The sequence below is a fragment of the Stenotrophomonas sp. LST15-1-1.1 genome, assembly GCF_040815575.1.
Classification (GTDB): domain Bacteria; phylum Pseudomonadota; class Gammaproteobacteria; order Xanthomonadales; family Xanthomonadaceae; genus Stenotrophomonas; species Stenotrophomonas lactitubi_B.
On sequence record NZ_JBFPNJ010000023.1, the window covers coordinates 413,850 to 439,222 of the forward strand.

At 65.4% G+C, this 25,373-nt stretch carries 26 protein-coding genes and 1 tRNA gene; 15 read left to right on the forward strand and 12 right to left on the reverse strand.

Going from position 1 to position 25,373, the window contains the following annotated elements; translation table 11 throughout:
- The first annotated feature begins 50 nt into the window (after nucleotides 1-50).
- From MRBLST15_RS12150 to MRBLST15_RS12165, 4 genes are all read left to right on the forward strand, one after another.
- Nucleotides 51-1,568 (forward strand): alanine/glycine:cation symporter family protein, encoded by a 1,518-nt coding sequence (locus MRBLST15_RS12150; protein ID WP_205406416.1) that lies wholly within the window; start codon nucleotides 51-53, stop codon nucleotides 1,566-1,568.
- Complete coding sequence (locus MRBLST15_RS12155) at nucleotides 1,561-2,394, forward strand: TrmH family RNA methyltransferase (protein ID WP_340572079.1); 834 nt, start codon at nucleotides 1,561-1,563, stop codon at nucleotides 2,392-2,394. Before MRBLST15_RS12150 ends, MRBLST15_RS12155 begins: the two co-directional genes overlap by 8 nt.
- 271 nt (nucleotides 2,395-2,665) lie before the next feature.
- Nucleotides 2,666-3,658 (forward strand): hypothetical protein, encoded by a 993-nt coding sequence (locus tag MRBLST15_RS12160; RefSeq protein ID WP_367786010.1) that lies wholly within the window; start codon nucleotides 2,666-2,668, stop codon nucleotides 3,656-3,658.
- A 13-nt stretch (nucleotides 3,659-3,671) separates the two neighbouring features.
- Complete coding sequence (locus MRBLST15_RS12165; RefSeq protein WP_346559827.1) at nucleotides 3,672-5,123, forward strand: alanine/glycine:cation symporter family protein; 1,452 nt, start codon at nucleotides 3,672-3,674, stop codon at nucleotides 5,121-5,123.
- A 77-nt stretch (nucleotides 5,124-5,200) separates the two neighbouring features.
- Here the strand turns inward: MRBLST15_RS12165 and MRBLST15_RS12170 are convergent, their stop codons facing one another.
- The 4 genes from MRBLST15_RS12170 to MRBLST15_RS12185 form a co-directional block, all read right to left on the reverse strand.
- The gene (locus MRBLST15_RS12170) at nucleotides 5,201-6,622 is read right to left on the reverse strand and encodes a M28 family peptidase (RefSeq protein ID WP_312705551.1); all 1,422 of its coding nucleotides are present in this window, start codon (nucleotides 6,620-6,622) and stop codon (nucleotides 5,201-5,203) included.
- Between the two features lie 241 nt (nucleotides 6,623-6,863).
- The gene (gene mscL / locus MRBLST15_RS12175; RefSeq protein ID WP_033831860.1) at nucleotides 6,864-7,268 is read right to left on the reverse strand and encodes a large-conductance mechanosensitive channel protein MscL; all 405 of its coding nucleotides are present in this window, start codon (nucleotides 7,266-7,268) and stop codon (nucleotides 6,864-6,866) included.
- 56 nt (nucleotides 7,269-7,324) lie between these two features.
- Nucleotides 7,325-8,041, reverse strand: a complete 717-nt coding sequence (locus MRBLST15_RS12180; RefSeq protein WP_367786011.1) for a fumarylacetoacetate hydrolase family protein — start codon at nucleotides 8,039-8,041, stop codon at nucleotides 7,325-7,327.
- 70 nt (nucleotides 8,042-8,111) lie between these two features.
- Nucleotides 8,112-8,393, reverse strand: a complete 282-nt coding sequence (locus MRBLST15_RS12185) for a hypothetical protein (RefSeq protein ID WP_089236615.1) — start codon at nucleotides 8,391-8,393, stop codon at nucleotides 8,112-8,114.
- A gap of 178 nt (nucleotides 8,394-8,571) precedes the next feature.
- Between MRBLST15_RS12185 and MRBLST15_RS12190 the strand changes: the two genes are divergently transcribed.
- Nucleotides 8,572-8,907 carry a Rieske (2Fe-2S) protein gene (locus tag MRBLST15_RS12190; protein ID WP_251476721.1) on the forward strand — a complete coding sequence of 112 codons (336 nt, stop codon included), beginning with the start codon at nucleotides 8,572-8,574 and terminating at the stop codon, nucleotides 8,905-8,907.
- 358 nt (nucleotides 8,908-9,265) lie between these two features.
- On the opposite strand, the gene MRBLST15_RS12195 is transcribed toward MRBLST15_RS12190, so the two are convergent.
- The 4 genes from MRBLST15_RS12195 to thiS all read right to left on the reverse strand — a co-directional run bounded on the left by MRBLST15_RS12195 (nucleotide 9,266) and on the right by thiS (nucleotide 12,966).
- Nucleotides 9,266-11,113 carry an SLC13 family permease gene (locus MRBLST15_RS12195; RefSeq protein ID WP_089236614.1) on the reverse strand — a complete coding sequence of 616 codons (1,848 nt, stop codon included), beginning with the start codon at nucleotides 11,111-11,113 and terminating at the stop codon, nucleotides 9,266-9,268.
- A 27-nt stretch (nucleotides 11,114-11,140) separates the two neighbouring features.
- Nucleotides 11,141-11,875, reverse strand: coding sequence for a tRNA (guanosine(46)-N7)-methyltransferase TrmB (gene trmB / locus MRBLST15_RS12200; protein WP_265951428.1), 735 nt, complete (start codon nucleotides 11,873-11,875; stop codon nucleotides 11,141-11,143).
- Nucleotides 11,875-12,669, reverse strand: a complete 795-nt coding sequence (locus MRBLST15_RS12205; RefSeq protein WP_089236612.1) for a thiazole synthase — start codon at nucleotides 12,667-12,669, stop codon at nucleotides 11,875-11,877. The genes trmB and MRBLST15_RS12205 overlap by 1 nt, the downstream gene beginning before the upstream one ends.
- A 96-nt stretch (nucleotides 12,670-12,765) precedes the next feature.
- Nucleotides 12,766-12,966, reverse strand: a complete 201-nt coding sequence (gene thiS / locus MRBLST15_RS12210; RefSeq protein ID WP_265951427.1) for a sulfur carrier protein ThiS — start codon at nucleotides 12,964-12,966, stop codon at nucleotides 12,766-12,768.
- 206 nt (nucleotides 12,967-13,172) lie between these two features.
- Here thiS and MRBLST15_RS12215 point away from each other — a divergent pair, with 206 nt between their 5' ends.
- Nucleotides 13,173-15,017 carry an autotransporter outer membrane beta-barrel domain-containing protein gene (locus tag MRBLST15_RS12215; protein ID WP_367786012.1) on the forward strand — a complete coding sequence of 615 codons (1,845 nt, stop codon included), beginning with the start codon at nucleotides 13,173-13,175 and terminating at the stop codon, nucleotides 15,015-15,017.
- Between the two features lie 106 nt (nucleotides 15,018-15,123).
- Nucleotides 15,124-15,197, forward strand: a tRNA-Gly gene (locus tag MRBLST15_RS12220).
- Nucleotides 15,198-15,256: 59 nt separating this feature from the next.
- Here the strand turns inward: MRBLST15_RS12220 and MRBLST15_RS12225 are convergent.
- The gene (locus MRBLST15_RS12225; protein WP_312705553.1) at nucleotides 15,257-16,165 is read right to left on the reverse strand and encodes a PoNe immunity protein domain-containing protein; all 909 of its coding nucleotides are present in this window, start codon (nucleotides 16,163-16,165) and stop codon (nucleotides 15,257-15,259) included.
- Between the two features lie 110 nt (nucleotides 16,166-16,275).
- Here MRBLST15_RS12225 and MRBLST15_RS12230 point away from each other — a divergent pair, with 110 nt between their 5' ends.
- The 7 genes from MRBLST15_RS12230 to MRBLST15_RS12260 all read left to right on the forward strand — a co-directional run bounded on the left by MRBLST15_RS12230 (nucleotide 16,276) and on the right by MRBLST15_RS12260 (nucleotide 21,703).
- Nucleotides 16,276-16,518 (forward strand): hypothetical protein, encoded by a 243-nt coding sequence (locus MRBLST15_RS12230; protein WP_049463884.1) that lies wholly within the window; start codon nucleotides 16,276-16,278, stop codon nucleotides 16,516-16,518.
- 96 nt (nucleotides 16,519-16,614) lie between these two features.
- Nucleotides 16,615-17,493 (forward strand): 30S ribosomal protein S6--L-glutamate ligase, encoded by an 879-nt coding sequence (gene rimK / locus MRBLST15_RS12235; protein ID WP_025874283.1) that lies wholly within the window; start codon nucleotides 16,615-16,617, stop codon nucleotides 17,491-17,493.
- 253 nt (nucleotides 17,494-17,746) lie between these two features.
- Entirely contained in the window at nucleotides 17,747-18,223 is a 477-nt protein-coding gene (locus MRBLST15_RS12240) for a hypothetical protein (RefSeq protein WP_312705554.1), read from the forward strand.
- A gap of 88 nt (nucleotides 18,224-18,311) precedes the next feature.
- Nucleotides 18,312-18,785 (forward strand): hypothetical protein, encoded by a 474-nt coding sequence (locus tag MRBLST15_RS12245; RefSeq protein ID WP_025874285.1) that lies wholly within the window; start codon nucleotides 18,312-18,314, stop codon nucleotides 18,783-18,785.
- A gap of 8 nt (nucleotides 18,786-18,793) precedes the next feature.
- Nucleotides 18,794-19,471 carry a response regulator transcription factor gene (locus MRBLST15_RS12250; RefSeq protein WP_025874286.1) on the forward strand — a complete coding sequence of 226 codons (678 nt, stop codon included), beginning with the start codon at nucleotides 18,794-18,796 and terminating at the stop codon, nucleotides 19,469-19,471.
- Nucleotides 19,434-20,804 (forward strand): sensor histidine kinase, encoded by a 1,371-nt coding sequence (locus MRBLST15_RS12255; protein ID WP_088101008.1) that lies wholly within the window; start codon nucleotides 19,434-19,436, stop codon nucleotides 20,802-20,804. Before MRBLST15_RS12250 ends, MRBLST15_RS12255 begins: the two co-directional genes overlap by 38 nt.
- Nucleotides 20,805-21,316: 512 nt before the next feature.
- Complete coding sequence (locus MRBLST15_RS12260) at nucleotides 21,317-21,703, forward strand: hypothetical protein (protein WP_367786013.1); 387 nt, start codon at nucleotides 21,317-21,319, stop codon at nucleotides 21,701-21,703.
- 52 nt (nucleotides 21,704-21,755) lie between these two features.
- Here the strand turns inward: MRBLST15_RS12260 and coaE are convergent, their stop codons facing one another.
- The 3 genes from coaE to MRBLST15_RS12275 are packed head-to-tail and all read right to left on the reverse strand — an operon-like array spanning nucleotide 21,756 to nucleotide 24,509.
- Nucleotides 21,756-22,367, reverse strand: coding sequence for a dephospho-CoA kinase (gene coaE, locus MRBLST15_RS12265; protein WP_367786014.1), 612 nt, complete (start codon nucleotides 22,365-22,367; stop codon nucleotides 21,756-21,758).
- 11 nt (nucleotides 22,368-22,378) lie between these two features.
- On the reverse strand, nucleotides 22,379-23,242 hold the full coding sequence (locus tag MRBLST15_RS12270; RefSeq protein WP_025874291.1) for a prepilin peptidase: 864 nt from the start codon (nucleotides 23,240-23,242) through the stop codon (nucleotides 22,379-22,381).
- Between the two features lie 7 nt (nucleotides 23,243-23,249).
- Nucleotides 23,250-24,509 (reverse strand): type II secretion system F family protein, encoded by a 1,260-nt coding sequence (locus MRBLST15_RS12275; RefSeq protein ID WP_312705559.1) that lies wholly within the window; start codon nucleotides 24,507-24,509, stop codon nucleotides 23,250-23,252.
- A 348-nt stretch (nucleotides 24,510-24,857) separates the two neighbouring features.
- Between MRBLST15_RS12275 and MRBLST15_RS12280 the strand changes: the two genes are divergently transcribed.
- Nucleotides 24,858-25,253: a prepilin-type N-terminal cleavage/methylation domain-containing protein gene (locus MRBLST15_RS12280; protein WP_140227830.1), complete on the forward strand. Its 396-nt coding sequence runs from the start codon at nucleotides 24,858-24,860 to the stop codon at nucleotides 25,251-25,253.
- The last annotated feature ends 120 nt before the right edge of the window (nucleotides 25,254-25,373 follow it).

Sequence of the window (25,373 nt, forward strand, 5' to 3'; positions counted from 1 at the left end):
CTTCCAGCCGACGGGACGTCCTCACAACCCGCCGACTGGAGAGAGCGCGCGTGGAAGCTACCGTACATTTCATCAACAGCATCATCTGGAGCAAGGCGCTGATCTTCATGTGCCTGGCCGCCGGCCTGTTCTTCAGCCTGCGCACCCGCTTCATGCAGATCCGTGGTTTCGTCGAGATGTGCCGCCTCACCGTGTCCGGCGAGAAATCCGACGCCGGCGTGTCCTCGTTCCAGGCCCTGGCCATGTCGATGGCTGGCCGCATGGGCATCGGCAACATCGCCGGCGTGGCCACCGCCATCGCCTTCGGCGGCCCCGGCGCGATCTTCTGGATGTGGGTGATGGGCTTCCTCGGCGCATCCACCTCGTACGTGGAATGCACCCTGGCGCAGATCTACAAGACCAAGGATGCCGAAGGCCGCTACCGCGGTGGCCCGGCCTACTACATCGAGAAAGCGATGGGCCTGAAGTGGTATGCCATGGCCTTCGCCATCGCCACGATCATCGCCGCCGGCTTCCTGATGCCGGGTGTGCAGGCCAACGCGATCGCCGACAGCGTCATCAATGCCTGCCGTGGTACCGCGCTGTGCGGTCCGCTCGATGGCCAGGCCTTCGGCATGGAATCGGCGCAGGCGCTGAAGCTGGGCATCGGCATCGTCGTCGCCCTGCTGCTGGGCGTGGTGATCTTCGGTGGCGTCAAGCGCATCGCCAACTTCGCCGAAGTGGTGGTGCCTTTCATGGCGGCCGGCTTCATCCTGATGGCCATCGTCATCATGATCATCAACTACGACCGCGTGCCGGAAATGTTCGGCATCATCTTCAAGAGTGCCTTCGGTACCCACGCCGCGTTCGGCGCGATGATGGGCCTGGCAGTGGAGTGGGGCATCAAGCGCGGCATCTACGCCAACGAGGCCGGCCAGGGCTCGGGTCCGCACGCTGCGGCGGCTTCGGAGGTCTCGCACCCGGCCAAGCAGGGTTACGTGCAGGCCTTCGCCATCTACTTCGACACCATGATGGTGTGCACCGCCACCGCGTTCCTGATCCTGGCCAGCGGCACCTACAACGTGTATTCGCCGGTGGCCGGCGCCGAGCCGATCTTCCAGGGCCTGGCCGGCATTCCCGAAGGTGCTGGCTACGCGCAGGCGGGTGTGGAAGCGGTGCTGCCGGGCTGGGGTTCGGCCTTCGTGTCCATCGCGATCTTCTTCTTCGCTTTCACCACGATCATGGCCTATTACTACATGGCCGAAACCAACCTGACCTACGTCAACCACAACAGGAAGCGGCCGCTCACCGTGCTGCTGCTGCGCCTGGGCATCATCGGCATGGTGGTGTTCGGTGCCTTCCACAACGCCACCCTGGCCTGGGCGCTGGGTGACATCGGTGTAGGCCTGATGGCCTGGCTGAACATCATCGCCATCCTCATCGTGCAGAAGCCGGCGATGCTGGCCCTGCGCGATTACGAACGACAGAAGAAGCTCGGCCTCGATCCGATCTTCGACCCCGATGCCCTGGGCATCAAGAACGCCGATTTCTGGCGTCAACGCAAGCTGGAGTTGTCCCGTAGTGAATGATCCCTGGAAGAATGCCCGCCGCCCGTCGTCGCGACCGCCGCGGGCCACCCCGCTGCCACCGCGTGAGGGCGGCACCCCGCCACCGCCGGGGCGGGGCAACGACGAACTGCGCCTGTATGGCTGGAACGCGGTGCAGGCCCTGTTCGCCAAGCGTCCGCAGGCGCTGCGCAAGTTGTACCTGGTGGAGTCGCTGATTCCGCGCATGCAGCCGGTGCTGAAGTGGTGCGTGGCCAACCGCGTCGGCTATCGCGTGGTGGAAGAGGGCGACCTCAACAAGCTGGCCGCCACCACCCATCACGAAGGCTTGGTGGCCGACGTGCTGCGCGCGCCGGTGGTGCCGCTGGCGCAGTGGCTGGCCGAACTGGGCGAAGGCCCGGCGCTGGCACTGTGGCTGGATGGCGTCGGCAATCCGCACAACTTCGGTGCGATCCTGCGCTCGGCCGCGCACTTCGGGGCCAAGGCGCTGCTGCTGCCTGCCAGCAGCACGCTGGCCCTGTCCGGCGCGGCCGCACGCGTGGCCGAGGGCGGTGCAGAGTCGGTGCCGCTGGTGCAGCTGCCTGAAGACGCAGAAGCGATGGCGCAGCTGCGCGCGGCTGGTTTCGGCCTTGCCGCGACCCTGGTCGAAGGTGGCGACGACGTGTTCCGCGCATCGTTGCCGGCCCGCCTGGTCTACGTGATGGGCGCGGAAAGTGAGGGCATGGATCGCGGCCTGGCCAGCCGGTGTGACCAGCAGCTGTCGATTCCCGGCAGTGGCGCGGTGGAAAGCCTGAATGTCGCTTCCGCCACGGCCGTGCTGCTGGCGCAGTGGGTCAGTCAGCGCGGCTGATGGGCGGGTCTGCGGGCGCCGGATAAAACCGGTGCCCGCGGATCGGAGCAGATCCACGTCGTGCGGGATTTCCTCGTGCCGGGAAGGTGCCTCCTGCGTTGCACTACGCAAGGCGTGCACGGCTCACCGGTAGCGCCGGGCAACGCCCGGCTGATTTCCTGACCGTGCAATGCGCAAAGCATGCATGACGAATTGAAAGTTTCCTTATTGGTGTGCCGTTCCCGGCGACGCAGGGTGGAAGTCCATCCAACGTCGTACAGGAGTGGTCCCCATGCATCATCCTCCCCGCAGTTCGGTGCGTGTCTGCCTGGTACTGGCATTCAGTGCGCTTGCGGCCGTATCCGCGCAGGCCAACGAGCGCACGCTCGACGGCGTCAACTTCACCGGCCCGCTGATCACGCCCAATCCTGCCGGTATGCCGGCAGGTCGCTGGTACGTCGAACCCTATCTGGTGCGGATCGACAGTTCCTCATCCTTCGACCACAACGGCGACCGTCAACGCAGCGACGAGCGCAGCGGCGCGTGGGCGATGGTGGTGCCCATCGCCTACGGGTTCAGCGAGCGGGTGACCGCCCAGGTCAACCTCAGTGCTTCGCGTGCAGAATCAGGCAACGCGCGCAGTAGTGGTTTCCGCGCCGGCGACACCACCGCGCGCCTGCAATACCTGCTGCAACCTCCCAGTGCCGACGGCACCACCCCGGCGGTGTCAGTTGCACTGGTACAGCGCTTCAGCACCGGCAGTCACGACCGGATCACCGGCAACCCGCTCGACGCACAGGGTGACGGCACGCAGCGCACCGTGGCCGCACTGGCGGTGCAGCAGGTGGTGTGGCTGGCGAACGATCGCCCGCTGCGCTGGCGCGCGCAGCTCAGTGCCGGGCCATCGCCCTCACGCACGGCGATTTCCGGTGGCAGCGTGTATGGCACCGATGACGGCTTCCAGGGACATATCGCGCGCGGTTCGGTGCTGGGTCTTTCGGTGGGCGCCGAGTACAGCTTCAACGAACGCTGGGTGGCTGTCATGGAAATGGCCGCCAGCCGTGAAAGCGGCCAGCGGCTGACCGGCTTCGCACCGGACGTGGCCGGTACGCCCCAGCGCATCGATGAGGCCCGGCCTGCCAGCCGCAACCTGACTTTCGCGCCGGCGATCGAGTACCACTTCAGTCCGTCGCTGGGGGTGATTGCCGGCGTCGAATTCACCGCTGCCGGTCGCAATACCGGCCGCACCGTCAGTCCCCAGGTCGCCCTGGGCATGTTCTTCTGATGGAGGCCCTGCGATGAATGTCGAATCGATCGTCAATGCCGTTCTTGCCGTTGTCTGGAGCCCTTACCTGGTGGTGCTGTGCCTGGCGACGGGCCTGTACTTCAGCGTGCGCACCCGCTTCATCCAGTTGCGCGCGCTGCCGGACATGCTGCGTCTGATGTTCCGTCACGAGCGCTCCGATGCCGGTGTCTCGCCGTTCCAGGCGTTGTCGCTGTCGCTGTCCAGCCGGGTGGGCGTGGGCAACATCGCCGGCGTCGCCATGGCCATCGCCTTCGGCGGTCCCGGCGCCATCTTCTGGATGTGGGTGGTCGCCTTCCTCGGTGCCTCAAGCGCGTTCATCGAGTCCACCCTGGCGCAGATCTACAAGGATCGCGATGCCAAGGGGCAGTATCGCGGTGGTCCGGCGTACTACATCGAAAAGGGGTTGGGCCAGCGCTGGTACGCCGTGCTGTTCGCGCTGGTCACGGTGCTGGCGGGGGCGATGCTGGCGGGCACGCAGTCGAACGCCATCACCAGTGCGGTGAACGAAGCATGGGATGTTCCGGTAATGGTCACCACCGGTGTGCTGCTGGTGGTGTTGGCGGCGATCCTGCTCGGCGGCGTACGTCGCATCGCGCGCGTCGCCGAATGGGTGGTGCCGGTGATGGCGGTGGCCTATCTGCTGGTCACTGCGGTGGTGATGGTGCTCAATGTCGAGCGAGTGCCTGAGGTCATCGCCCTGGTACTGCGCAGCGCGTTCGGTGTCGATGCCGCATTCGGCGCGATGATCGGCACCGCGATCCAATGGGGGGTGCGTCGTGGCGTGCTGTCCAACGAAGCGGGCATGGGCAGCGGCGCGCATCCTGCCGCCGCCGCGGAAGTGTCGCACCCGGTGAAGCAGGGCCTGGTGCAGTCGTTCTCGGTGTACATCGACACCATGGTCGTGTGCAGCGCGACGGCCTTCCTGATTCTCTCCACAGGGCTCTACAACGTCTACGACCCGGCGGTGAATGGTGTGCCGGATGAGGCCCGCCTGCTGCTGGGCAACCTTCCAGGCGTGGAAGCAGGGCCACGCTTCGTGCAGCACGCGGTGGAGTCGGCCTTGCCCGGCTTCGGCAAGTCATTTGTCGCGCTGGCGATCCTGCCATTCGCCTTCACCACCATCCTGGCCCTGTACTACATGGCCGAGACCAACGTCAGTTACCTCTGCCGGGATCGTCCCCGACAGTGGGTGATGGGTGCCTTCCAGCTGCTGTTCCTGGCTGCTACGGGCTACTCGGCGATGAAGAGTGCGACAGTCGCGTGGGCGCTGGGCGATATCGGCGTAGGCATGATGAGCTGGCTGAACATCATCGCCATCCTGCTGCTGCAGAGGCCCGCGCTGGCAGCACTGCGCGATTACGAAAACCACCGGCGTCACGGGCGTGATCCGTTGTTCAATCCGAAGCTGCTGGGGGTTCGCAATACCAGCGTGTGGGCGGAGTAAGTGCCCAGGCAGGTAGCGCCGGGATGGCCCGGCGCTACCTGGTCAAGCGTTGATCCACGTCATGCGTGGATGCGGCTTCACTCGTTCGGCGGCGTGGTGGCCTTCGCTTCACTGCCGAAACTGCCATCGGCTTCGGCGGCCAGATAGGCAAACACGGTGTAGGCCGCCACGTTCTGCGCCAGCGCCTTCGGGTCGATCTTGTCGAGCGTGTCGTCGGCGGTGTGGTGCAGGTGGAAATAGTCCGAGCCATCCTGCGCCAGCCACGCCCATGCACCGCCCTTGGCCGCCAGCGGGCCGACATCCGGTCCCGGGCCACCCTTGTCGGCCTGGTACTCGATGCCCAGCGGCTTCATCACCTCGGCAATCTGCTTCGTCGCCTCGCGCGAGCCTTCCGGGTTCGGCGAACCGGTGTTGAAGGCGTAGATGCGGCCAGCACCGAAATCGCTCTCGGCGGCCAGCTGGTGCAGGGCCACGTCCTTGGCATGCGCCTCGGCGTAGGCCTTGCCGCCGTACAGGCCTTGTTCTTCGTTGGCGAAGGCGATCACGCGGATGGTGCGCTTAGGTGCCTGCTTGAGCTGGCCGATCAGATGGCCGGCGGCCATGGTGATGCCCACGCCTGCGCCGTCATCGACCGCGCCGGTGCCCAGGTCCCACGAATCCAGATGGCCGCCGATGACAACTACTTCCTTCGGCAGCGTGCGGCCGGTGATTTCACCGATCACGTTGTACGAGGTCGCGGTACCGTCCCAGCCGCAGTCCAGCGCCACCTTCACCGTGGTTGCGCCACGGGCGAGCAGGCGTGCCAGCTGGTCGGCGTCGGGTACTGACAGCGCCGCCGACGGTACCGGCGCCAGGCCGTCATCGAAACGGGTGATGCCGGTGTGCGGCACGCGGTGCGAATCGGTACCGGCCGAGCGCATCAGGAAGCCTACGGCGCCCTTGCGGATGGCCTCGGACGGGCCCTTGCTGCGGATCGCGCCGCCACGGCCGTAGTCGCGGCCATCGCGGAACGGCAGCATCTGGTAATCGACGAAGGCGATCTTGCCCTTCAGCGAACCAGCCGGTGCGGCCTGCAGCGCGGCCAGATCGGCGAAGCGCACCACCTCGGCTTCCACCGTGCCGCCCGGGCTGCCACCCAGCGCAGTGATCTGCAGGGGCTGCGGGTTCCTGCCGGTCACGGCGGCGTGTTCACTGCGGCGCTCCCACTTCGGGAAGGTCACCGGTTCCTTCCATACCTTGTCAAAGCCCAGGGCCTTGAACTTGGCTTCGGCCCAGGCTACGGCACGGGCGTCGGCTTCGCTGCCGGCAATGCGCGGGCCGATCTCGGTGGTCAGCGATTCGACCACCTTCCAGCCGGTGTCATCGGCCAGCGCCTGGTCACGCAGCTGTGCGGCGGTGGCCAGCGAGGCCGGTGGCAGGGTGGTGGCATGCGGCGCCGCGAAGGCCGGCGCGGCCAGCAGGGCGAGGGAGGATGCGATGGCAAGGACGCGGCGACGCATGGACAGCTCCGGGAAGGGTGTAAGCCTTGGAGCTTAACAGTCGTTCAGCGCCGCGCATGGGCGGGAGGTCATGGCCGCTGCGGATGCTGTTTTCCGCCAGATGCAGCAAAGCGAAAGCCCCACCGGAGCGGGGCTTTCGCATGTCATGTAGAGCCGAGCCCATGCTCGGCTGCCGTTTCCAGATCAGCCGAGCGTGGGCTCGGCTCTACAGGCGGCGGGGGCGCCAACGGCGCCCGACACCCTATTTCTTCAGGCTGTCGCGGATCTCGCGCAGCAGCACCACTTCCTCGGCCGGTGCTGCCGGTGCCGCTTCCTTCTTGCGCGACAGGCGGTTGATCACCTTGATCACCAGGAAGATGGCGAAGGCCACGATCACGAACTGGATCAGCGTGTTGATGAAATCACCGTAGCCGATCACCACCGCCGGGATCTCCTTGCCATCCGGCCCGATGCTGGCCGGCGACAGCGTCCACGCCAGATGCGAGAAATCCACCCGGCCGATCAGATAGCCCAGCGGCGGCATGATGATCTTCTCCACCAACGCGGTGACGATCTTGCCGAAGGCCGCGCCGATCACCACGCCGACGGCGAGGTCGATGACGTTGCCGCGCATCGCGAATTCCTTGAATTCGGTGAGCATTCCCATTGTTGTTTTTCTCCTGAGGGCGAGGGGGGACAGCGCGCAGGGTAGCGCAGGTGATGTCAGCCGGCGATCACGCCGTGGCGCTCGGCCACGTTCTCAAGGCGTGCGCTGAAACGGTCGCCGGGGTTGAGCGCGGCTACGCCGGATGGCGTACCCATGAATACCAGGTCGCCGGCACGCAGCTGCCACAGCTTGGACAGCTCATGCAGGATCTCCGGCACGTTCCAGATCATCTGATCGAGCAGGGATTGCTGGCGCACTTCGCCGTTGATCTCCAGCGACAGGTTGAGCGCAGCCAGGTCGCCGACTTCACCGGCATGCACGATCTCGCTGATCGGCGCGGAGGCATCGAAGCCCTTGGCTGAATCCCACGGGTGGCCCTTTTCCTTGGCGGCGGCCTGCAGGTCGCGGCGGGTCAGGTCCAGGCCCACGGCATAGCCATACACCAGTGCCTCGGCATCGCCCACGGCCAGTTCACCAGCGGGCGCGTCACGGCCGATCGCCACCACCAGTTCCACCTCGTGGTGCAGGTTGCGGGTGGCGGGCGGGTAGGGGATCACATCGTCGTGGCCGACCACGATGGCGTCGGCCGGCTTGGTGAAGAACATCGGGCGGCCGCGATCATCTGTTGCAGGTACGGCAGCGCCCATCTCACGCGCATGGTCGGCGAAGTTGCGGCCGACACAGTAAATGCGGTGCACAGGAAAACTGCCGCCGCCAACGACCGGGACACGCGGCGTGGCTGCAGCAGGGATCACATCGGAGACATCGGACATGCGGGCATCCAGGAAGGGAGTGCCCGCAGTCTAGAACGCAGCAAGGCCCGCCGTCAGCGGGCAGCGTCGATCAACGCGACGCCGGCAACGCCGACTTGCGCACCACGTGGTACTCGCCCTCGACCACGTTCGGGTCGGCCGGGCGGCTCGGGCCGGGCTTGCGCGAAGCCAGCAGCTTCCACGCCAGGCCCACCAGGATCATGGCCGCACCGACAAATACGCCGATGAACACCATCGCGGCCAGGATCGCCAGGCCGAGCAGGCCTACGGCAACGCGCACCAGCGGATGGCGCGGCTTGCGCGGGGCAAACAGGGTGCGGAACTGGTTGAAGGCGAAATCGCGATTGAACATGGTGGCTCGATAGGCTGGAAATCAGCGAGCCATGAGTATCGGCAGCTGCCACTGTCATTGAGTGAAAAACTCGTTAAATATAGCCTTGGCTTATTACGGATCAATGACTTGTGTTCATGTCGCAGCTAGTCACATGACCAGGCATGCGACAATGCGCCACCCCGTCCGAGCCTTCGCCATGACTGCCGCTGTTGCCCTGATCACCCTTGATGCCATTGCCGATGGCGCGTTTGCCGAGGTTGAAGCGGTGGTCGATGGCGATGCCGAATCGCTGCTTCTGTATCGCGACGGTGGGCAGGTGCGCGCGTTCCTGAACATCTGCCCGCACGCGGGCCGCCGCCTGGATTGGGCACCCGGCCAATTCCTGAAGAGCCGCGAAGGCCACCTGGTCTGCGCCGCCCACGGCGCCTCGTTCGCGCTGGACAGCGGCGACTGCATCGCCGGCCCCTGCAAGGGCGACCGCCTGCGCGCCGTGCCGGTGGATGTGCGAGATGGGCAGGTCTACCTGGCCTGATGCATCGGAGTGCGGACCAACGGTCCGCACCCACCAGATCAACAGGTATCCAGATCCATCCACGCATGGCGTGGATCTACCGTGTCGACCAAGGTCGACGCCTACCAAAACGGTGCACGACGCCGTTCAGGCAGATTGCAGCGATCCGTCGAAGGCGGGGTGGGTCCGATGGCGGGGGCGTGAGCGCCATGGATGGCGCGACCGAGCTTACAGGGACGTACTTGCAGCGTCCCCTGCCACCGGACCTACCCCGCCATCCCACGGATAGCAGGCTGTTGCTGTTGCTTCGGCTGTTGCCGTTGCCGTTGCCGTTGCCTCGGCGGGTGCAGGGCGCAGCCCTGCCAACAAACCCCAACCCTCAGAACATCAGGTTGATCATCACCACCACCACGCAGGTATAGATCAGCGACAGCGGGCCGCCGACCCGCCACATCTCGCGCGGGGTGTAGTTGGCCGGGCCGGTGATCATCGAAATCACCGGGTTCGACGCCGTCATCAGGTTGTTGGACGCCGACAGCGCCACGATCAGCGCGAACGCGGTCGGGTTGCCGCCTGCCGCGAGCGCCAGGTTCACCGCGATCGGCACCATCACGATGGTCGCCCCCACATGGCTGATCACCAGCGAGAACACCGTGGTCAGCAGCGCCAGCGCCAGCTCCAGCACCCAGATCGGAATGCCGGTGGGCAGCTTGTCGATGGTATGGCCGGCCACCCATGCCGCCGCGCCGCTGGAATCCATCGCCCAGCCGAGCGGAATCAGCCCGGCCATCATGAACACCGTCTTCCAGTTGATCGAGGCATAGGCCTCGTCCATGCGCAGCACGCCGGTCAGCAGCATGCCGGCCACACCGGTCATCAGGGTCAGTGCTACCGGCAGCTTGCTGGTGAGCGCGATCAGGATGGTCAGGGCGAAGATCGCCATGGCGATCTTGAACTTGTGCGGGCGCTGTTCGCCGGTGGGGTAGTCGGTCACCACCACGAAGTCGCGGCTCTTGGCGGCCTGCGCCAGGTCGGTCCAGATGCTGTGGAAGACCAGCATGTCGCCGGCGCGCAGCTGCACATCGCGCACATCCTCGCGGATCACCTGCTTGTCGCGGTTGATCGCCAGCAGGCTGATGCCGCGTTCCTTGCGCAGGCGCAGGTCGGCAGCGCTCTTGCCGATCACGTTCGAGGTCGGCGGCACCACCGCTTCGGAAATGCCGGCGCGGCTGGGATTGAACAGGTCACCCAGGTGTTTCAGGCGCGAGGACATGCGCAGGAACTGGTTCTGCGCGAAATCGTGGATCTGTTCGCGCGGGCCCATTGCCCCCAGCACGCTGCCCACCCAGATACGCATTTCCGCTGGCGGCGCCAGGCGGGTGTCGTTACCGGTCTTCAGCGCCAGCAGCAGCGGTGAATCGTGCAGATTCTCCGCTTCGCCCAGGGTCATGCCGACCAGCGGACTCTCGGCGGTGACCACCAGCTCGAACACATCCCCTTCGATACCGTAGGTCTTGGCGAAGTAGCTCTCGGTGCGGGCCGGCGTGGTGCCGTCATTGACCAGGCTTTCCTCTTCCACCAGCTTGCGGTCGCCGTAATAGCGGAAATACAGCAGCGAGGCGATCAACAGGGCGATGCCGATCGGCAGCGGCGCAAACATGCGCAGCGGCTCGATGGTGGCCAGGCCGGAGGGCAGGTTGTTGTTGGCCGAGGCCAGCAGATCGTTCAGCAGGATCAGCGGCGAGTTGCCGACCATGGTCAGCGCGCCGCCCATCACGATCGCCGCCGAGATCGGCAGCAGCAGGCGCTGCATGGTCAGCCCGGTGCGCGCGGCCAGGCGCGAGGCGACCGGCAGGTACAACGCCATCACCGATGGGTTCTGCATGAAGGACGAGTTCAGGCCGGCGATGGCCGTGGTCATCATCAGCAGACGCTGCTCCACGCCATGCCCGCGCCGCAGCAGCCAGGCCGCAAGGCGGTTCAACGCGCCGGTGCGGTCCAGCCCGGCGCCGAGGATGGTGGTGGCGATGATGCTCATCACCGCGTTGCCGGAGAAACCGCCGAAGATCTCCTCCGGCGCGATCAGGCCGGTCACGCCCAGCACCACCAGCACCACCAGCGCGACCACGTCGGCGCGGATGCGCTCGAACAGGAACATCGCCATTGTGAAGCCGACCAGCCCGAGCACGAGCTTCATGTCAGTGGTCAGCGTCAGCGCGGTATCCATGTGGGGCGCGGCGTCCTCAGGCGTTCATCAGGTGCGGTCGTACAACAGGTCCCAGACACCATGGCCGAGCTTCTGGCCGCGGGTCTCGAAGTGGGTCTGCGGGCGCCAGTCCGGACGCGGCACGCTGCCACGCGGGCCGGCGCGGTTGACCAGCCCGGGGGTGGCATCCAGCACGTCCCACATCTGCTCGGCGTAATCCTCCCAGTCGGTGGCGCAGTGCAGACGGCCACCAGAGCGCAGCTTGCGCACCAGCAGCTCGGCAAAGCCGGGCTGGATCAGGCGACGCTTGTTGTGGCGCTTCTTGTGCCACGGGTCGGGGAAATAGATGCGCACTTCGTCCAGCGCGCCATCGGCGATTTCCTTTTCCAGCACTTCCACCGCGTCGTGGTGGTACAGGCGCACGTGGTCGGCGTTGTCCTCGGCCAGCGCGTTCAGCAGGCGGCCGACGCCGGGCGCGTGCACTTCCAGGCCGATGTAGTCGCGGCTCGGGTCGTGCTGTGCAGCAAAGCGAAGCGCGGCACCGTTGCCGAAACCGATTTCCAGCACCTTGCGCGCATCGCGGCCGAAGGTGGCATCCAGATCACGCGGTTCACCGCTGAAATCCAGGCCGAAACGCGGCCAGCGCTCGTCGAACGCGCGCTGCTGGGCGGGGGTGAAACGGCCCTGGCGCAGCACGAAGCTGCGCACTTCACGGCGGCCTTCATTGACCGTGAACGGCTTGGGCGGCGCCTTCGAACCGGCGCTGTCGAATGGATTGGTCATCAGCCGATCAACCCATCGATCGGCGAGGACGCACTGGCGTAGCGCTTGCGCGGAATGCGGCCGGCCAGGAATGCCTCGCGGCCTGCTTCCACGGCCTTGCGCATCGCGCTGGCCATCAGCACCGGGTGGCGCGCACCGGCGATGGCGGTGTTCATCAGCACGCCGTCGCAGCCCAGCTCCATCGCGATCGCCGCGTCCGAAGCTGTGCCGACGCCGGCGTCGACGATGATCGGCACCTTGGCGTCTTCGATGATCTGCAGCAGGTTGTACTTGTTCTGGATGCCCAGGCCCGAGCCGATCGGCGCGGCCAGCGGCATCACCGCAGCGCAGCCGATCTCTTCCAGGCGCTTGGCCAGGATCGGGTCGTCGGAGGTATAGACCATCACCTCGAAACCGTCCTTGACCAGCTGCTCGGCGGCCTTGAGAGTCTGCACCACGTCCGGGTACAGCGACTTCTGGTCGCCCAGCACTTCCAGCTTGGTCAGGTTGTGGCCGTCCAGCAGTTCGCGGGCCAGGCGGCAGGTGCGCACGGCATCCTCGGCGGTGTAGCAGCCGGCGGTGTTGGGCAGAATGGTGTAACGGTCCGGCGGCAGCACGTCGAGCAGATTCGGTTCGCCCGGGTTCTGGCCGATGTTGGTGCGGCGGATGGCCACGGTGACGATCCGGGCGCCTGCGGCCTCGGTGGCCAGGCGGGTTTCTTCCAGATCCTTGAACTTGCCGGTGCCGGTGAGCAGCCGCGAGCTGTAGGTCTTGCCGGCGATCACCAGCGAATCGGGGGAGACATGAGCGTTCATGGCGCGATTATCGCTTATCCGCCTGAAGATGGGGTCGTCGCAGACGGCGGGGTCGGATCCTTTTGCCACAGGCAAAGGGCTCTGACCCCCGCTGTCTCAACCACCGCCAAGCGCATGCACGATCTCCACCACATCGCCCTCGGCCAGTACATGCTCGGCATGACGGCTGCGGCTGACGATCTCGCCGTTGACCTCCACCGCCACCCGGCGTTGCAGCAGCTGCTCGGCCGCGAGCAGGTCCAGGAGGGTCGCCAAAGCGGGCAGGGTGCGGGGTTCGCCATTGAGCTGGATGTTCATGCGGCCATTGTCGCTGATCGCCGGTTCGCATCGGAACCGTTGCAAGTTGTGCACTACACCCGTACCAGCAAAGCCCGCCGGGCCTGCCTCGGGCGACAATCCATGCGGCGGCGCAGCGTGAGCAATTGGCGGCGCAGTGAAACCATTCACCGTGCGCCGGCGTACGTGCGTCGGATCCCCAACGATATCCCCACAGGAGTTTTTACATGCTGCTCAGCAAACGCCCGATCCGCTCCCTCATGGCGGCCGCGATCGCGCTGGCCGCGCTGCCGGCCATGGCAGGCGAATCCCCTTACAGCCATGCGGTCTTCTTCGGTGACAGCCTCACCGACGCCGGCTACTTCCGTCCGCTGCTGCCGGCCGACGTGCGCCCGGTCACCGGTCAGTTCACCACCAACCCGGGTTGGGTGTGGGCACAGCAGGTGGCCAATTACTACGGCCTCAATGGCGCTGCCAACGGCAACGGCCAGAACGGCGACAACTACGCGGTCGGCGGTGCCCGTGTCGGCGTGGACGTGGCCAGTGCCCTGGGCACGATCCCGTCGCTGAAGAGCCAGACGGCCCGCTACCTGGCCGCCAACGGCGGCAAGGCTGACGCCAATGCCCTGTACACTGTCTGGGGCGGTGCCAACGACCTGTTCGCCGCAGCGCGTGCGCCGGCCCAGGCGCAGGCCATCATCGGCGCGGCCGTCACCGACCAGGTTGCCCTGGTGGGCGCCCTGAAGCAGGCCGGTGCCGAGTACGTGCTCGTCCCCAACCTGCCGGACGTCGGCATTGCCCCGCAGTTCCGCTCGCTGGGTCAGGCCGGTGCCGCGCAGGCCACCGCGCTGGCGGCTGGCTACAACAAGGCCCTGTATGGGGGCCTGAAGCAGGCCGGCATCGAGTTCATCCCGCTCGATACCTTCACCGTGCTGCGTGAAGTGGCGGCCAACCCGGCCATGTACGGCTTCCGCAACGTCACCGACACCGGTTGCAGGATCAACCCTGCTGACACCACCACCAGCATCCTGACCTGCAACCCGACCAGCTACGTCAGCCCGGATGCGGCCACCGCCTACCTGTTCGCCGACGGCGTACACCCGACCACCGCCGGTCATGCGTTGCTGGGCCAGTACGCGGTGTCGATCCTCGAAGGTCCGCGCCTGCAGCAGGTGCTGAGCCATTCGGCACAGACCATCGGCCGCTCGCGTGCCGACCAGGTCAGCCTGCACCAGGCGGGTCGCCCGGCTGACGGCCTGTCGTGGTGGGGCGGCGTGCGCGGCGACATGCAGCGCTACGACCACGCCGATCTGTACGACGGTCTGGCTCCGGCCGGCCTGTTCGGTATCGATTGGGCGCGTGACGGCATGGTCTTCGGCGGCTTCGCCGGCTTTGGCCGTCTGAATGCCGACTTCGGCAACAGCCGTGGCGACTTCACCCAGAAGGACACTACCGCAGGTCTGTTCGCTGGCTGGTACGGCGACCGCATCTGGGTCAATGGCCAGGTCAGCTACACCTGGCTGTCCTATGACGTGAACCGCAAGGTCCAGCTCGGCCCGGCAACCCGTGAGCACAGCGGCTCGCCGGACGGCAGCAACCTGACCGCCGCCCTGAACGCCGGTTACGAGTTCGGTACCGAAGGCGGCTTCCGCCACGGCCCGATCGCCTCGGTGATCTGGCAGCAGGTCAAGATCGACGGTTATACCGAAAGCGCCGATGCCGGCACCCTGGCTACCGCGCTGGGCTATGGCAAGCAGGATGTCGATTCCACCGTGGGCCGTATCGGTTGGCAGGCCCGCTTCGATGGCGGCACCGTCAAGCCGTACGTGCAGGTGACCTACGACCACGAGTTCGAAGACACCAAGCAGGCCAGCGCCTGGGTGCAGAGCCTGCCGGACGTGGGCATGTACCGCGTGCCGGGCATGGATTTCGACAAGAACTATGCGACCGCCATCCTGGGCGCGCGCATGGAACTGTTCGGCCTGCAGAGCAACATCGGCCTGAGCGCCACCACCCTGCAGAAGCGTGCGCAGGACGCGACGTTGTTTGCCAACTTCAGCGGCAGCTTCTGATGCACACGACGGCGGGCCTGCGGGCCTGCTGTCTACTCGACGGGCAGGCTGCAAGGGCCTGCCCGTTGCGTTTGAACACGTGCCCCGCATAGACTTGTCGGGCAACGCGGGCGTAGCTCAATGGTAGAGCTGTAGCTTCCCAAGCTACTGACGAGGGTTCGATTCCCTTCGCCCGCTCCATGTCTCCGGCCCCGGCCCTCCGGCGGCGGTTTCCTCTTCAGCTCATCAGGTTGCGTGCATCAGCGCCGCGCGTAGTCGACCAGATCGGCTGGATAGTGCGGGCAGGTGCGCAGCACGGCATCGTCGCCACCGTAAACGACCACCATCGCAGCCACCTCCAATGCCCAGTAGCCCCAGGCGTTTGGACCGATGAGTCGCCGGCTCCGCTTTTGTGCCTTCGGAGCAAGCTGGAAAAAGTCGCGGTACTGCGTCTGCAGATAGCCGGTCAGCAGGGAAGGATCGAATGCTTCGCCCTCGCGCAAGGGTGCGAACAGGCTCGCGAATGGCCGAGCGTGGAAGATCTCGTCGCTGGCCTCGACCAAGCCCAGAGCGGGGGCGCTGACGTAGTCGAGTACGCGGTCGGTATCGAAGCAGAGCACTTTTTCCACCAGCGCGGGCAACAGGTCCTGTGCGCCCAACACCGGGCCCAAGGCAAGCAGCTGCAGCGCGTACTCGTAGTGCTGTGCCGTACGCGGCTGTAACGAGGCGCCCACGGCAATGGCGGATCCTTGTTGCTGCAATGTGTGCTGGGCTGCGGCCAGCAAGTGCGCATGGTCCAGCCACAGCGCCGCCACTTCGATGTAAATCTGGCGCAGCACCGCCCCGTCGAACCCGCGATCGATGCCCTTCAGCAGCAGATTGCTGCTGGCCTGTGCGGCCGCTTCCCACGTCAATGCGTGCTCCAGTGCCAGATGGCCGTCTGCCTGCAGTACGTCTAGCCGATCATCGCGACGCACGTGGCGAGACAGCTGCGCGAGGTTCCCCTCCCAGTCCGCCTGCCAATCGCTCAACCGCAGCGGGCGCCGGGGCGTGGCATTGGTTTTGGGCAGGGCCTTCCACAGGGGCAGGCAATCGATCAGCTGGCTTTTAAAAGACACGATGCGCCGCAGGGAGAGAGTTGGGCGCGATTCTAGCGGCAGGGCTCTCATCCATCATTCGTCACGGTGGAAAACACTCGGGAGAGATTCAAACAATCCGCATTCGCGTCTGTCGAGGTCTTCGCTAGTGTGGGGTTATTTCCTCAACGGAGCACACAGGCATGGATTGCAGGGATGACGTCGTTACCACACTGCATCAGATATTCCTTTCCGCCGGCACCGGTTCGGCCAAGCAGATCGAAGCGGTTCGCGCGCTGGGGCGTGCCGGCGGTCCGAAAGCCGGAGCGCTGCTCAGCCTGATCTACCGTGACGCCTTCAGCGGCTCGACCCTGCAGATGGCCTGCATCGGCGCGTTGGGCGAAGCCGCGCGCGGCTATCGGCAGCCGCTTCCCGCCACGGAATGAGGTGCGCGCTGGGCACGCAGCCGGGCCGTGGCGCAGCATCATCCAGACGCAACGTCGCCACGCTATGCTGCGCGCCTGCCGACCGATCCCACTGCGATGAAGCTCGCCATCCTGTCCCGCAACACCCGGCTGTACTCCACCCGTCGGCTGGTCGAGGCCGCGCGCGCGCGCGGCCATACCGTACGCATCCTGGATCCGCTGCGCTGCTACATGCGCATCGCCGCGGACGGCTTTTCCATGCACTACAAGGGCCGGCCGATGACCGGCGTGGACGCGGTCATCCCGCGCATCGGCGCGTCGGTCACCCGCTACGGCACCGCCGTGCTGCGCCAGTTCGAGCTGATGGGGGCGCGCACGCCCAATCCGTCCGACGCGATCCTGCGTTCGCGCGACAAGCTGCGGGCGCACCAGCTGCTGGCAGCAAAGGGCATCGACATGCCGGTTACGGTTTTTGGCGACAACCCGGACGACACCGTCGACCTGTTGTCCATGCTCGGCCCGCCGCCGCACGTGGTGAAGCTCAATGAAGGCACCCAGGGCCGCGGTGTGATCCTCACCGAGAAGGCCAGCGCCTCGCGCGGCATCGTCGAAGCCTTGCGTGGGCTGTATGCCAACTTCCTGATGCAGGAGTTCATCGGCGAGGCCAAGGGCGCCGACCTCCGCTGCTTCGTGGTCGGTGACCAGGTGGTGGCGTCGATGCAGCGCCAGGCCCCGGAAGGGGATTTCCGCTCGAACCTGCATGCCGGCGGTACCGCGGTGGCGTCCAAGGCCAGCCGGGCCGAGCAGCAGGTGGCGGTGCGTTCGGCCAAGGCGCTGGGGCTGGGGGTCTGCGGGGTGGACCTGATCCGCTCCGAGCGCGGCCCGCTGGTGCTGGAGGTGAACTCCACCCCGGGTCTGGAAGGGATCGAGGCGGCCTGCGGAGTGGATGTGGCCGCACGCATCATCGAGCATGTCGAAAAAATCAAAAAATCCTGATATTTCAATGATTTGAAATTTGGTTCAGGCGGAGTTGGCGGGTTTAACACCGCTTTAATCGCCCCGGGCGTAGCCTTCAACGAACCGCAGCTCTGCCTCTCAGCAGGATCGGTATCGGGATACAACTTCAGGCCCAGGCGGGTGCACCGCCTGGGTCTTTTTTATGCCCGCGCCCCCTGCCAAGAGTCCCTTGTGGCCGCGTAGGGACACTCGTAGAGTTGGGCCTTCGTTCCGAAGGATCGGGAGGTTGGCGATGTACCGCACCACGATGATCGTGCTGTTGTTGTGCCTGCCTGGCGTTGCACTGGCCAAGCCGGAAAAGGCGGCTGTGCAGATGGACCGCCAGAGCCCGGTGGCCGAGCAGGTCCGCCAGGTCGAAAAAGCCCTGCAGCAGGGCGATTACAACGAAATCTCCTCCGAGGACCGCAGCCAGGTCCAGCAGGCACTGGCGCGGATCACCCAGCGGATGGGCGACCGCCAGACTGTCCAGGAGCTGCCACCCCAGGTACAGAATGACGTCTTCAACGATCAGGAGCGGGTCAACAGCATCCTGACGCGCGCCCACGACGACAGTCGCCAGATCTGCTCATACCAGCGCACCACGGGCAGCAACATGCCCAAGAGCCGCTGCATGACCGTGGCCGAACGGCGCCGTATCGAAGAGAAGGGCAAGGCCCTGCTCAACGACCAGCGCACCTACAGCAACGTGAACCCGGATTCCAAGCTTTAAGGCCACCTGCACCCTGCCGGCCAGCACTTGCTGGCAGAGCGCGCATCCGCATACAGTCGGCGTTCACCTCAGACAGGGATTCGTTTGTATGAAGCATCCAGTGATATCGGCGGTTCTGGTTTCGGCATTGGCCCTGGTCGCTGCCTCGGCAGGGGCCAAGAGTGCCGAAGAGGTCTTCCTGCCGGGCAAGCCGCTGCTGCAGCAGGTAGAGCGCATCGAGATCGAGCTCAACGACGGCGAAACCTATTCCGAGCTGCGCCAGGAAGAGCGCGGCAAGGTCCGCGAGACCCTGGTTCGCATCCGCGCCGCCGCCGAGCAGTATCCGACCAAGGACGCGATGCCTGAATCGGTTCGAACTGAGGTTTTCAACGATCAGCAGGTCGTGAACACCGTTTTGACACAGGCGCGTGAAGATAGTCGTCTAATATGCCGACGTGAGAAGACCATTGGCTCCAACATGTCGTCCACGCAATGCATGACCGTCGCCGAGCGTGCTCGGCAGAAGGACAAGGCACAGCGCGACATGGGCCAGGCCCAGCGCGTCGGTAAATTCGTCAATTAGAGGTGACAGTGAGAATCCTGGTAATCGAAGACAACAGCGACATTGCGGCCAATCTGGGTGACTACCTGGAGGACCGGGGCCACACCGTGGACTTCGCTGCCGACGGAGTGACCGGATTGCATCTGGCTGTCGTGCACGAGTTCGACGCGATTGTCCTGGACCTCAACCTGCCCGGCATGGACGGTATCGAGGTCTGCCGCAAGCTTCGCAACGAAGCGCGCAAGCAGACCCCGGTGCTGATGTTGACTGCGCGCGATTCGCTGGACAACAAGCTGGCCGGCTTCGATTCCGGTGCCGACGACTACCTGATCAAGCCGTTCGCGCTGCAGGAAGTGGAAGTACGTCTGAACGCCCTGTCGCGTCGCGGCAAGGGCGTGCAGACGCGCGTGCTGGAAACCGGTGACCTGGAGTACAACCTGGACACGCTGGAAGTGCGTCGCCAGGGCAAGCTGCTGCAGCTCAACCCGACCGCACTGAAGATCCTGCAGGCGTTGATGGAAGCGGCCCCGGCCGTGGTCACCCGGCAGGAACTGGAAACCCGTGTCTGGGGCGAAGAGCTGCCGGACTCCGATTCGCTGCGCGTGCACATCCATGGCCTGCGCGCCGTGGTGGACAAGCCCTTTGAAGTGCCGATGATCCAGACCCGCCATGGCATCGGATACCGCATCGCCACGCCGGAAGCCTGATTCTGTGGCAAGCAAGGGGGAGCGCCGGCGCACGCCTTATCGGCGGCGCCTGCGCAGCCGCATCATCGTCTCGTTCGTGTTGTTGGGCTTCTGCCTGACGACACTGTTCGCGTTCGCCACCAACTGGGCCCGCATGCGGGTGGAAAACCAGCTGGTGGAAGACGTGATGAACCGCAACATCAGCGAGTACGTGCGGCGCTACTACGAAAGCCCGGACCGCAACCCCGACCTGCCGGTGCAGCAGATGCGCGCGCGCCTGATCAAGCCGGACAAGTTCGAGGCGCTGCGCGAGGAAGAGCCGGACTGGTACGAGTTCAAGGACGGCCTGTACAACATGGGCGGTGTGGACGAGCGCGGCGAGCGCTATTCCTACAAGCTGGCCGTGCGCAAGACCCCCGATGCCTGGGCGTTCCTGGCCTACGACATGACCGACAGCGTTCGCGGTGGGCAGCAGCTCAACCGCGCGTTGTTCCTGTCGGTGCTGGTATTCAGCCTGCTGTCGCTGGTGCTGGGCTGGTGGTCGGCCTCCAAGGTGATGAAGCCGGTCTCGGATCTGGCCGCACGCTTGCGTGCGTATCGTGGCGGTACCAGTGAGCCTGAACCTTTGGCGCCGCGCTTCCCCGATGACGAAGTGGGGCAGCTGGCGCAGGCGCTGGATGACTATTCTTCGCGGCTGACTGAAGTGGTGCAGCGCGACCGTGAGTTCAATGCGGACGTCAGCCATGAGCTGCGTACACCGTTGGCGGTGATCCGTGGCGCTACCGAGCTGCTGCTGACCCGCCCGGGCCTGGACGAGAAGGTGCTGCAGCGCCTGCAGCGCATCCAACGTGCCGAGCAACAGTGCAGCGATCTGATCGGCGCGCTGTTGCTGCTGTCGCGCAACGAGCGCGGGCAGGGCAGCAGCAATGTGGCGCGTGTGGCCGAACAGCTGCTGGATGCGCATCGCGCGCAGTTGGGTGGCAAGCCGCTGGAGCTGCACCTGGATGGCGAGCGCGACCTGGTTATCGATGCGCCCGAAGCGGCGTTGTCTGTGGCGCTGGGCAATCTGATCGGCAATGCGGTGAAGTATTCGCAGGACGGCGAGGTGCGCGTGCACGTCGGCGCCAACGCCGTATCGGTGACCGACAGCGGGCCGGGCCTGAGCGAGGAAGATGCCGCCAAGCTGTTCCAGCGCGGCTATCGCGGTACCCATGCTGGTCACTCGCAGGGCGGCGGCATTGGCCTGTCGATCGTCAGCCGCCTGTGCGATCTGTACGGCTGGCAGGTGAGCGTGCGTCCAGGCGGCGCCCGGGGCGTGATCGCCACCCTGACGTTCTCGCCGAAGCCGTTGTAACCCGTTCCGGCTCCTGCTTTGGCAGGTGCCGACCTTGGTCGGCACGAATCCATCCGTCGTCGAAATCTCCCGCTCGGCGCGAAATGTCGCATGCAGCGCCAATGCAGTTTTCGCGAAGAGGCGGCGTCACTGGCCCGGCACGACACCTGCGTGATGCAGTCCGCGCGCTGAGCGTGTCACACCGCACGGATCCGCAGACGGTTGGCCCACATGGCGTTTTCGCCTCATGACCGCATTGCATGCAGCTGGCGAGATGGCATGGCTGGGGCCATCGCCCTGGCCGGGATTGGCGTCCTGAATAAACCCGACAATTCAACAGCTCCTGATGCGCCCAGGCCATCATGGAAAATGCACCGCATGCTCTTGCTTCGGCGGGCGGTGCGTGGGGACTCGCAAGAGTCCGCTGGAGTCTTTTTCCTTGCTGTTGAGTTGTTGGGTCTCCGGTACGCCAACCCGCACCGTCCGCCACCTCGCATCCGCGGGTGGCCTTGCCGTCTGCGAGGAGCATTGCCATGTCTGCACGCACCACCTATCCGAACCTGCGCCGCCTGGTCGGCGAATCCGCCGACCAGTTGCCGGCCGACATCGCCGAACGCATCGAAGACGTGCTGGCCGAACCCAGCGACCTGCTGCCAGCACTGATGGCACGCATGGATGGCCGCGACAACGCCGATGGCCAGACCAGGCAGGGCGCGGGTCTCACCCCGACGCAAGCGGTAACCCTGGCCAGCCTCAGCCGCACCCTGGCTGGTCTCAATGCGTTGATACAGATGCTGCACGCCGCCGAAGCGGCACGGGTGCAGGGCAGTGCAGGCCAGCAACTGCCGCCGGACGTAGTGGAAGGCCTGCTGCTGGCCACCCGCGAGCTGGCCCGCTACGCGCGTGAGCAGTTGGAGTAGATCCACGCCATGCGTGGACGCCTGTTCGGTCGGAGCCGGTAGACCTGCCGGTTTACCCGACAGCCAACTCCAGATATTGAGCATGCAACCGCTCCACCTGCGCCTGCAGGTCATCCGGATGCCCATCATTGACCACCACGTCATCAGCCAGCGCCAAGCGCTGTGCGCGGCTGGCCTGGGCGGCGATCATCTGGTCGGCCAGTGCGGCGTCGATGCCGTCGCGCTGCATCAGTCGGGCGTGCTGTACGACCTCGGGCGCATCCACCAGCAGTACCCGGTCCAGCCACGGGTAGGCCTGGCGACCGCCCACTTCGGTCAACAGCGGGATTGCCGCCAGCGCATAGGGGCTGGCGGCCTGCTCGCACTGCTGCTGCATCAACCGGCGGATGGCCGGGTGGGTGATCGCTTCCAGCGCCGCCCGTTCGGCCGGGTCTGCAAAGATGTGGGTGCGCAGGCGGGCCCGGTCCAGGCTGCCATCGGCCAACAGCATGTCAGCGCCGAAGCGCTCGGCAATCAGGGACAGGGCGGGGCTGCCGATTGCCACCACCGCGCGCGCGGCCAGGTCGGCATCGGCCACAACAATCCCCAGCGCCTCGAAGCGCCGGGTCACCTCACTCTTGCCCGAGGCGATGCCGCCGGTCAGGCCAACCACATACTGGCTCATGGGGACTCCCCTCAGCGCAGCCCGCTCATCACCAGGTACTGATTCAACAGGGGCTCGCCCCACATGAAGAACAGCCAGCCGGCCAGCGCCAGGTAGGGACCGAACGGGATCGGCGTCGCCCGGTCACGGCCACGGCTGTACAGCCAGATCGAGCCGATGAGGGCGCCCAGCACTGACGACATCAGGATGATCGGCAGGATGCCCTTCATCCCGCACCAGGCCCCCAGCGCGGCCAGCAGCTTGAAGTCGCCGTGGCCCATGCCTTCCTTGCCGGTCAGCTGCTTGAACAGCCACCACACAGACCACAGCGACAGGTAGCCCAGCAGGGCGCCGAGCAGGGCCGGTTTGGCGGGCATGTACAGGTTGTCGATGCTGCCTATCAGCCCCAGCCACATCAGGGGCAGGGTCAATTGATCCGGTAGCAGCTGAGTGCGCAGGTCGATGCCGGACAGGGCGATCAGGAAGCAGGTCAGCACGATCGCGCCGAAGCCCTGCCAGCCGAAGCCGAACTGCCACACGCAGGCCAGCACCATCACCGCGGTCAGCGCTTCCACCAGTGGGTACTGGATGGAGATGGGCGCCTTGCAGTGGCGGCACTTGCCGCCCTGGATCATCCAGCTGAACAGCGGGATGTTCTCGTACCAGGCCAGCTTGTGCTTGCAGTGCGGGCAGTGCGAAGGCTCCACCACGATGCCCGGCGGGGGCGGCTCGTAGAAGTCCGGCTCTTCCAGAACCTCGCGCGCATCGCGCTTCCACTGCCATTCCAGCCGCTTGGGCAGGCGCAGGATGACAACGTTCAGGAAGCTGCCCAGAAGCAGTCCCAGGCCGGCCGCGGCGGGATAGCCGAGGCCGGGATGCTGGTCGAGAAAAGCCATGTATGTGTTATCCGACGACGGAGGCGAGCTTGAAGATCGGCAGGTACATGCCGACGACCATGCCGCCCACGACCACACCGATGAACACCATGATCATCGGTTCGAGCAGGCTGCTCAAGGCGTCAACGGCATTGTTGACCTCCTGCTCATAATACTCGGCCACCTTGAACAGCATGGTATCCAGCGCACCGGCCTCTTCGCCGATGCCGGTCATCTGGATGACCATGTGCGGGAACAGGTTGGCCTGCTTCATCGCCATGTTGACCGGGTAGCCGACCGACACGTCATCGCGCATGCGCAGCACGGCCTCTTCGTAGACCTTGTTGCCGGTAGCGCCGGCGACGATTCCCAGCGCCTCCACCAGCGGCACGCCTGCCTTGAAGGTCACCGCCGTGGTACGGGCGAAGCGGGCGATCGCGCTGTTGTGCATGATCTGGCCGATCACCGGCACCTTCAGGATGAAGCGGTCCATCGCATGCTGCATCGAGGGCGAACGCTTGTAGGCCATGACGAAGCCGACGATGCTGCCGATCACGATGATGGCGATCAGCCACCACCACGACACCATGAAGCGCGAACAGTTCACGATGATCTGGGTGAAGGCCGGCAGGTCAGCGCCGAAGCTCTGGAACACGTCCTCGAACTGCGGCACCACGTAGATCAGCAGAATCGCGCTGACCAGCAGCGCCACTGCAACCACCATTGCCGGGTAGAACAGGGCCTTCTTGATCTTGCCCTTCAGCGCTTCGATGTTTTCCTTGTAGGTGGCCACCGTGTCCAGCACGGTTTCCAGCACGCCGGCGCCTTCGCCGGCACGTACCAGGTTGCGGTACAGCTCGTCGAACTGCACCGGGTACTTGCTGACTGACTCGTACAGCGACGAGCCGCCCTCGATGTCGGTGCGGACGCCGTCGACCATCTTCTTCATGCGCGGGTTCTTGTGCCCGCTGCCGATGATCTCCAGCGCCGACACGATAGGCACGCCGGACTTCATCATCGTGGCCATCTGCCGGCTGAAGAACGAGATGTCCTTGGTGCTGATCGCCTTGCCGGCGGCACCGAACAGCGGCTTTGGCTTGGGCTTGACCTGGTCGGGGTTGATCCCCTGCCGGCGTAGCTCGGCGCGCAGCAGGTTGGCGTTCTTCGCCAGCTGCTCGCCCTTCATCTTCACGCCCCGCTTGTCGGTCCCCTGCCAGACAAACGGCTGCAACTCCATGGTGCTTCGCGCCACGGGCTCTTTCTTGATCGCACTGCGACTGACAGACATGTTTGGCTCCCCGGCCCGCCATCCCCAGACGGGCATCTGCCGATGGTAGCGGGTTCACCGCCGTCTTGGCAGAGCCGGGAGGGGCGGGAGTGCGAATTCGTGCCTGCTGCCGGCCAAAGGTGACGCACTGCGTCACATTGCTGGGTCCGTCGCAGAATGATGACCGGGGGCTTCACATCATGGAAATTGCTGCCATCATGGGCGCGGGGAAATCCAGGGGGAGGCGTGCCGGGGTTGGCACGCAACCTGCGTAGATCCACCCGCAGGGTGCAGGACCCGCTCAACCGGCCGATGGCCGGACCGCTCCTGCGCGCTGACTCAACCACCACTTATCTTGGGGATGTAATCATGAAGAACCAGAAGGGCTTCACCTTGATCGAACTGATGATCGTCGTTGCGATCATCGCGATCCTGGCCGCCATCGCGCTGCCGCAGTACAAGAACTACACCGCTCGCGCCAAGATCGCTCAGGCTGTCGGCAGCGTTGCTGGGGAGAAGATCAAGGTTGGTGAAAACCAGTCCTCTGAAATCGCAGACCTCTGCACCGGCGCGGCTCCGGGCAAGTGTGCTGCTGGCGGCATCCTGACCGGTACCTCGAACGACGGTACTGCTACCGTGGTGCTGACCCCGACCATCAATGCTGATGGCGCAACTCCGATCACCTGGAGCTGCAAGGTCACTGCCTCGAGCGCCGCTACTTACAAGAACAAGAAGTGCGACGATCTGTCGACCGCTGCCCCGTAATCGCGGCATAGCGTCCAGCACCACGTGCTGGACGCGGTTCCCACAGATGCCCGCGAGAGATCGCGGGCATCTGCATTTGTAATGCCCGCTTCGGGCGTCTATAAACTGATCACCCCTTCC

Coding starts and splice junctions, on each gene's coding strand:
- MRBLST15_RS12160 (WP_367786010.1), top strand. CDS start 2,666: ATGCATCATCCTCCCCGCAGTTCGGTGCGTGTCTGCCTGGTACTGGCA.
- MRBLST15_RS12165 (WP_346559827.1), top strand. CDS start 3,672: ATGAATGTCGAATCGATCGTCAATGCCGTTCTTGCCGTTGTCTGGAGC.
- MRBLST15_RS12170 (WP_312705551.1), bottom strand. CDS start 6,622: ATGCGTCGCCGCGTCCTTGCCATCGCATCCTCCCTCGCCCTGCTGGCC.
- mscL (WP_033831860.1), bottom strand. CDS start 7,268: ATGGGAATGCTCACCGAATTCAAGGAATTCGCGATGCGCGGCAACGTC.
- MRBLST15_RS12180 (WP_367786011.1), bottom strand. CDS start 8,041: ATGTCCGATGTCTCCGATGTGATCCCTGCTGCAGCCACGCCGCGTGTC.
- MRBLST15_RS12185 (WP_089236615.1), bottom strand. CDS start 8,393: ATGTTCAATCGCGATTTCGCCTTCAACCAGTTCCGCACCCTGTTTGCC.
- MRBLST15_RS12190 (WP_251476721.1), top strand. CDS start 8,572: ATGACTGCCGCTGTTGCCCTGATCACCCTTGATGCCATTGCCGATGGC.
- MRBLST15_RS12195 (WP_089236614.1), bottom strand. CDS start 11,113: ATGGATACCGCGCTGACGCTGACCACTGACATGAAGCTCGTGCTCGGG.
- trmB (WP_265951428.1), bottom strand. CDS start 11,875: ATGACCAATCCATTCGACAGCGCCGGTTCGAAGGCGCCGCCCAAGCCG.
- MRBLST15_RS12205 (WP_089236612.1), bottom strand. CDS start 12,669: ATGAACGCTCATGTCTCCCCCGATTCGCTGGTGATCGCCGGCAAGACC.
- thiS (WP_265951427.1), bottom strand. CDS start 12,966: ATGAACATCCAGCTCAATGGCGAACCCCGCACCCTGCCCGCTTTGGCG.
- MRBLST15_RS12215 (WP_367786012.1), top strand. CDS start 13,173: ATGCTGCTCAGCAAACGCCCGATCCGCTCCCTCATGGCGGCCGCGATC.
- MRBLST15_RS12225 (WP_312705553.1), bottom strand. CDS start 16,165: ATGAGAGCCCTGCCGCTAGAATCGCGCCCAACTCTCTCCCTGCGGCGC.
- MRBLST15_RS12230 (WP_049463884.1), top strand. CDS start 16,276: ATGGATTGCAGGGATGACGTCGTTACCACACTGCATCAGATATTCCTT.
- rimK (WP_025874283.1), top strand. CDS start 16,615: ATGAAGCTCGCCATCCTGTCCCGCAACACCCGGCTGTACTCCACCCGT.
- MRBLST15_RS12240 (WP_312705554.1), top strand. CDS start 17,747: ATGTACCGCACCACGATGATCGTGCTGTTGTTGTGCCTGCCTGGCGTT.
- MRBLST15_RS12245 (WP_025874285.1), top strand. CDS start 18,312: ATGAAGCATCCAGTGATATCGGCGGTTCTGGTTTCGGCATTGGCCCTG.
- MRBLST15_RS12255 (WP_088101008.1), top strand. CDS start 19,434: ATGGCATCGGATACCGCATCGCCACGCCGGAAGCCTGATTCTGTGGCA.
- MRBLST15_RS12260 (WP_367786013.1), top strand. CDS start 21,317: ATGTCTGCACGCACCACCTATCCGAACCTGCGCCGCCTGGTCGGCGAA.
- coaE (WP_367786014.1), bottom strand. CDS start 22,367: ATGAGCCAGTATGTGGTTGGCCTGACCGGCGGCATCGCCTCGGGCAAG.
- MRBLST15_RS12270 (WP_025874291.1), bottom strand. CDS start 23,242: ATGGCTTTTCTCGACCAGCATCCCGGCCTCGGCTATCCCGCCGCGGCC.
- MRBLST15_RS12275 (WP_312705559.1), bottom strand. CDS start 24,509: ATGTCTGTCAGTCGCAGTGCGATCAAGAAAGAGCCCGTGGCGCGAAGC.
- MRBLST15_RS12280 (WP_140227830.1), top strand. CDS start 24,858: ATGAAGAACCAGAAGGGCTTCACCTTGATCGAACTGATGATCGTCGTT.